Annotated in this window: 5 protein-coding genes; 3 read left to right on the forward strand and 2 right to left on the reverse strand. The window is 68.6% G+C overall.

Annotated elements, in window-relative coordinates; all coding sequences use genetic code 11:
- The 3 genes from AC1DKD_RS39735 to AC1DKD_RS39745 form a co-directional block, all read left to right on the forward strand.
- The coding region (locus tag AC1DKD_RS39735; RefSeq protein ID WP_477144606.1) for a hydantoinase B/oxoprolinase family protein at positions 1-1,233 on the forward strand (1,233 nt) is incomplete at its 5' end.
- An 11-nt stretch (positions 1,234-1,244) separates the two neighbouring features.
- Entirely contained in the window at positions 1,245-1,481 is a 237-nt protein-coding gene (locus AC1DKD_RS39740; protein ID WP_441628780.1) for a pyroglutamyl-peptidase I family protein, read from the forward strand.
- A 53-nt stretch (positions 1,482-1,534) separates the two neighbouring features.
- The gene (locus AC1DKD_RS39745) at positions 1,535-2,506 is read left to right on the forward strand and encodes a Bug family tripartite tricarboxylate transporter substrate binding protein (protein ID WP_441628782.1); all 972 of its coding nucleotides are present in this window, start codon (positions 1,535-1,537) and stop codon (positions 2,504-2,506) included.
- 145 nt (positions 2,507-2,651) lie between these two features.
- On the opposite strand, the gene AC1DKD_RS39750 is transcribed toward AC1DKD_RS39745, so the two are convergent.
- Both AC1DKD_RS39750 and AC1DKD_RS39755 read right to left on the reverse strand, forming a co-directional pair.
- Positions 2,652-3,473, reverse strand: coding sequence for an alpha/beta hydrolase (locus tag AC1DKD_RS39750; protein ID WP_441628784.1), 822 nt, complete (start codon positions 3,471-3,473; stop codon positions 2,652-2,654).
- A 59-nt stretch (positions 3,474-3,532) separates the two neighbouring features.
- Positions 3,533-4,094, reverse strand: a 562-nt coding sequence (locus AC1DKD_RS39755) for a helix-turn-helix transcriptional regulator (protein ID WP_477144607.1), incomplete at its 5' end; no start/stop codon positions are given.

Genomic DNA, 4,094 nt, shown 5'->3' on the forward strand with positions numbered 1-4,094 from the left:
GCCGAGCCCACCTTCTATGTGGGATCGCGCGGGCACCACGCCGATATCGGCGGCACCACGCCGGGCTCGATGCCGCCGTTCTCGACGCGCATCGAAGAGGAGGGCGTGCAGATCCAGAACTTCAAGCTGGTCGAGGCAGGCCGGCTTCGCGAGGGCGAGATGCTGGCCCTGCTGCGCAGCGGCGAATATCCGTCGCGCAATCCGCAGCAGAACATGGCCGACCTGCGCGCGCAGGTGGCGGCCAACGAGAAGGGGGCGCAGGAACTGCGCCGCATGGTGGACGAGTTCGGGCTCGACGTGGTGCAGGCCTATATGCGCCATGTGCAGGACAACGCCGAGGAATCGGTGCGGCGGGTCATCACGCGGCTGCGCGACGGCGAGTTTACGCTGCCGCTGGACAACGGCGCGCAGATCCGCGTGTCGGTGCGGGTGGATGCCGCCGCGCGCAGCGCCGTGATCGACTTCACCGGCACCAGTGCCCAGCAGGCCAATAACTTCAATGCGCCGCGCGCGGTGTGCATGGCGGCCGTGCTTTATGTCTTCCGTACGCTGGTGCAGGACGATATCCCGCTCAACGCCGGCTGCCTGAAACCCCTGCAGGTGGTCATTCCGCCGGGCTCGATGCTCAATCCCAATCCGCCGGCTTCGGTGGTGGCGGGCAATGTGGAAACCTCCACCTGTATCACCAATGCGCTGTACGGCGCGCTGGGGCTGATGGCGGCGGGGCAGTGCACGATGAACAATTTCACGTTCGGCAACGCGCGCTACCAGTACTACGAGACCATCTCGGGCGGCAGCGGCGCGGGCGGGTTCCATGACGAGACCGGCCAGCTGGCGGGYGGCTTCCACGGCAGCAGCGTGGTGCAGACCCATATGACCAACTCGCGCCTGACCGACCCGGAAGTGCTGGAGTTCCGCTTCCCGGTCCGGCTGGAGGGCTACCGCATCCGCGAGGGTTCGGGCGGCGCCGGCCGCTGGAAGGGCGGCAACGGCGGCGTGCGCCGGGTGCGTTTCCTGGAGCCGATGACCGCCAGCATCCTGTCCAACGGTCGCCACCATGGTGCCTTCGGCATGGCCGGGGGGCAGGCCGGCGCGCCGGGTATCAACCGGGTGGTGCGGGCCGATGGCCGCATCGAGCCGCTGGACCATATCGGCCAGGCGGAGATGCAGCCGGGGGATGTGTTCGAGATCCACACCCCGGGCGGCGGCGGCTTTGGCGGCGGCGCTGCCTGAGGGGGCGAGCGATGAGCGTGCTTGTAACCGGCTTCCAACCCTTCGGTGCCGACAGCATCAACGCATCGTGGGAAGTGGCGCGGGCCCTGGACGGGGTGTGCATCGGGAATGCGCGCTCGGTTGCGCGCATTCCCGACAATGCGGCCACTAGCCCATCGACCGGCTTTTCCACCCTGCCGATCGAGCGGATGGCCGCCGCGCTGCCTCCGGGATCGCACGCCGCTATCGGTTACGGCGCCCTTCATTGAATCTATAGTCGTGCCCTTTGCCGTACGCGGCGCTTTTTTCAGGAGATATCCCCATGTTTGTGAAGCAATGGCTGGCCGCGTGTGCCGCGTTCGCGACCTTGTGCGCGCCCGCGCTCGCTGCCGATTTCCCCACCAAGCCGGTGGTGATCGTGGTGCCTTACGCGGCCGGTGGCGCCGCCGATTTCGTCGCCCGCACCGTTGCCGCGAAGCTGTCGACGCGGTTGAAGCAGCCGGTGGTGGTGGAGAACGTCGGCGGCGCCAGCGGCACCATTGGCGCCGCCAAGGTGGTGGCAGCCGCGCCGGATGGCTATACGCTGCTGCTGGGCTCCGGCAGCGAAGTGTCGATCGCACGCCTGACCAATCCGAAGATCCGCTACGACGGCCAGCGCGACCTTGCGCCGGTGGCGCTGGTCGGCACCCAGCCCCTGGTCCTGGTCGGCAGCAACAGTCTGTCCGCGCGCACCATGGACGAGGTGCTGGCGCTGGCCCGGGCCAACCCCGGCAAGCTGAACTACGGCACTGCCGGCGTCGGCACGCCCCAGCACCTGATGGGCGAACTGATCAATCTCGATGCCAAGGTGAAACTGTTCCACGTGCCCTACAAGGGCGCGGCTCCCATCATCAACGATCTGCTGGGCAAGCAACTGGACCTGGCGGTGGTGACCTTGTCCGGCGCCCAGGCCCATGTGAAGTCCGGCGGCATGCGCGCCATCGCGCTCAGTGAAAAGCGCCGCGCCGCTGCGATGCCGCAGGTGCCCACGGTCAGCGAAACGCGCGGGCTGGAATCGGTCGACATGGGCGTCTGGTCGGGCCTGTTGGCGCCGGCAAAGACGCCGCCGGAAGTGGTCGATCTGCTGAACCGCGAAGTCGGCCAGGTGCTGCGCCAGCCCGATGTGCAGGCGCGCCTGACCGAGGCCGGCTACCGGATCGTCGGCGGCAGCCCCGCATCGTTTGCCGAGTTCATCTCCGCGGAAACGGATAAGTACCGCCGCATCGTGCAGGCGGCTGGCATCCAGGCCGAGTGACAGCACGCCGGGGGCGGGCGCGGCACTGCGCGCGGCCCCGGGAAATTAACGGGTAACGGGTAACGGGTAACGGGTAACGCGCCGGCGCGTGCTCCGCCGGCAATGTCACTTGCCTATCCTGGCGGGTGCAGCCCCAACCTCGCGCCTACCGCTCCCCGATCCACCTCGCCACCGCCTGCACTACCTGCGGCTCGATGCCGTTGAAGCCGTGATACGCCATGGCTTCGCAAGGGTCGCCCACGTTGTTGCCGCCATCGAACTGGATCAGGCCGGCCTTGGGCGTCTTGGCGAGCTTGTCCATCAGTCCCTGTACGTCGCTGAACGGGCAGAGCTTGCAGCCGTCCTGCTCGTGGTGCACGACCAGCACGGGCACCTTGATCTTGCCGAGGTCCATCGCCGGCACCGGGCGGCCGCGTTCCTCGCGAAGGATGGTGGAGGTCAGCACGATGCCGTCGGGGCCGCCGCCGTCCGCGAGCCGGATGGCGATGGCGGCCACCGACTGCGTACCGCGGCTGGTGCCGGCCAGCCATACGGGCAGGCTGGTATGGCCGCGCATCCAGGCGATCACGGCCCTGGCGTCCTCGGCATGCTCGGCGGACTGGCGGAAGCCGTTCAGGAAGGGGGAGGTCAGGTGGTCGCTGGGTGCGTCGATGACCGCAACTGCCAGCCCGTTGTCGACGAAGAGCTGGCGTGCGCGCACCAGGAAGTTGCCGGCACCCCAGCCCAGGCTGCCATTGGGATAAATCTGCAGGCCGCCGTGGCCGCCCGCGTAGAGGATCACGGCGGCCTTGGGCTGCGCGGGCGCGAGGTAGAGGAAGCGCTGCGTCACGCCGGGACGGGTCGGGATATCGACGACCTGTGCCGGCGCCGGCTGTGCCCGCGCCACCAGCGCGCAGAGCAGCAGGGTGGCGCAGAATGCGGCTTGACGCAGCAATCCCATCGGCATGTTTGCGTGGCGGCGGGGCATGGGCTGGGTCTCCGGTTTCTGTTTGCTTTCCGTTTGCTTGCTGTTTGTCCCCCGGCAACCTATGCCGCGGCCCTGACCCGGTACACGCAGCGGCGCGCATCGCTGAGCAGGTGTTCCTCGCGCGTGACCGTCGCCTCGCTGCCGGCGACTTCCTGGAAGATCCGCAGCTCGGCCCGGCAGAATCCCTGGCAGGTCCGCGCCGCGGCGCAGATCGGGCAATGGTCTTCGATCAGCAGCCAGTCCGCCCCGTCCTGCTCCAGGCGTGCCATATAGCCTTCGGCCTGGCGTAGCGCGGCAAGGGTCGCCAGCCGCTGCGCGAGCTGCTCCTGGCCGGCGACGGCGGCAAGGTATTGCTGGCGGGTTTCCGCTTCGCGCTGGCCGATCAGCTTGTCCAGCCCTTCCTCCCCGAACAACTGCCGCACCGAGCCGATCAACTGGATGGTGAGCTGCGCATGGGTATCGGGAAAGCGCCCGTGGCCGCTGGCAGTCAGGGTCCAGTCCTGGCGCGGCCGTCCGGCACCGCTGGCGCTTTGCTGGCGGCCTTCGATCAGTCCGGCGGCGAGCAGCTTCTGCACCTGCTGGCGCGCGGCTTCCGCGGTACCGCCGAGCGCCTGCGCGATC

Source organism: Cupriavidus sp. 05T313, from assembly GCF_056396665.1.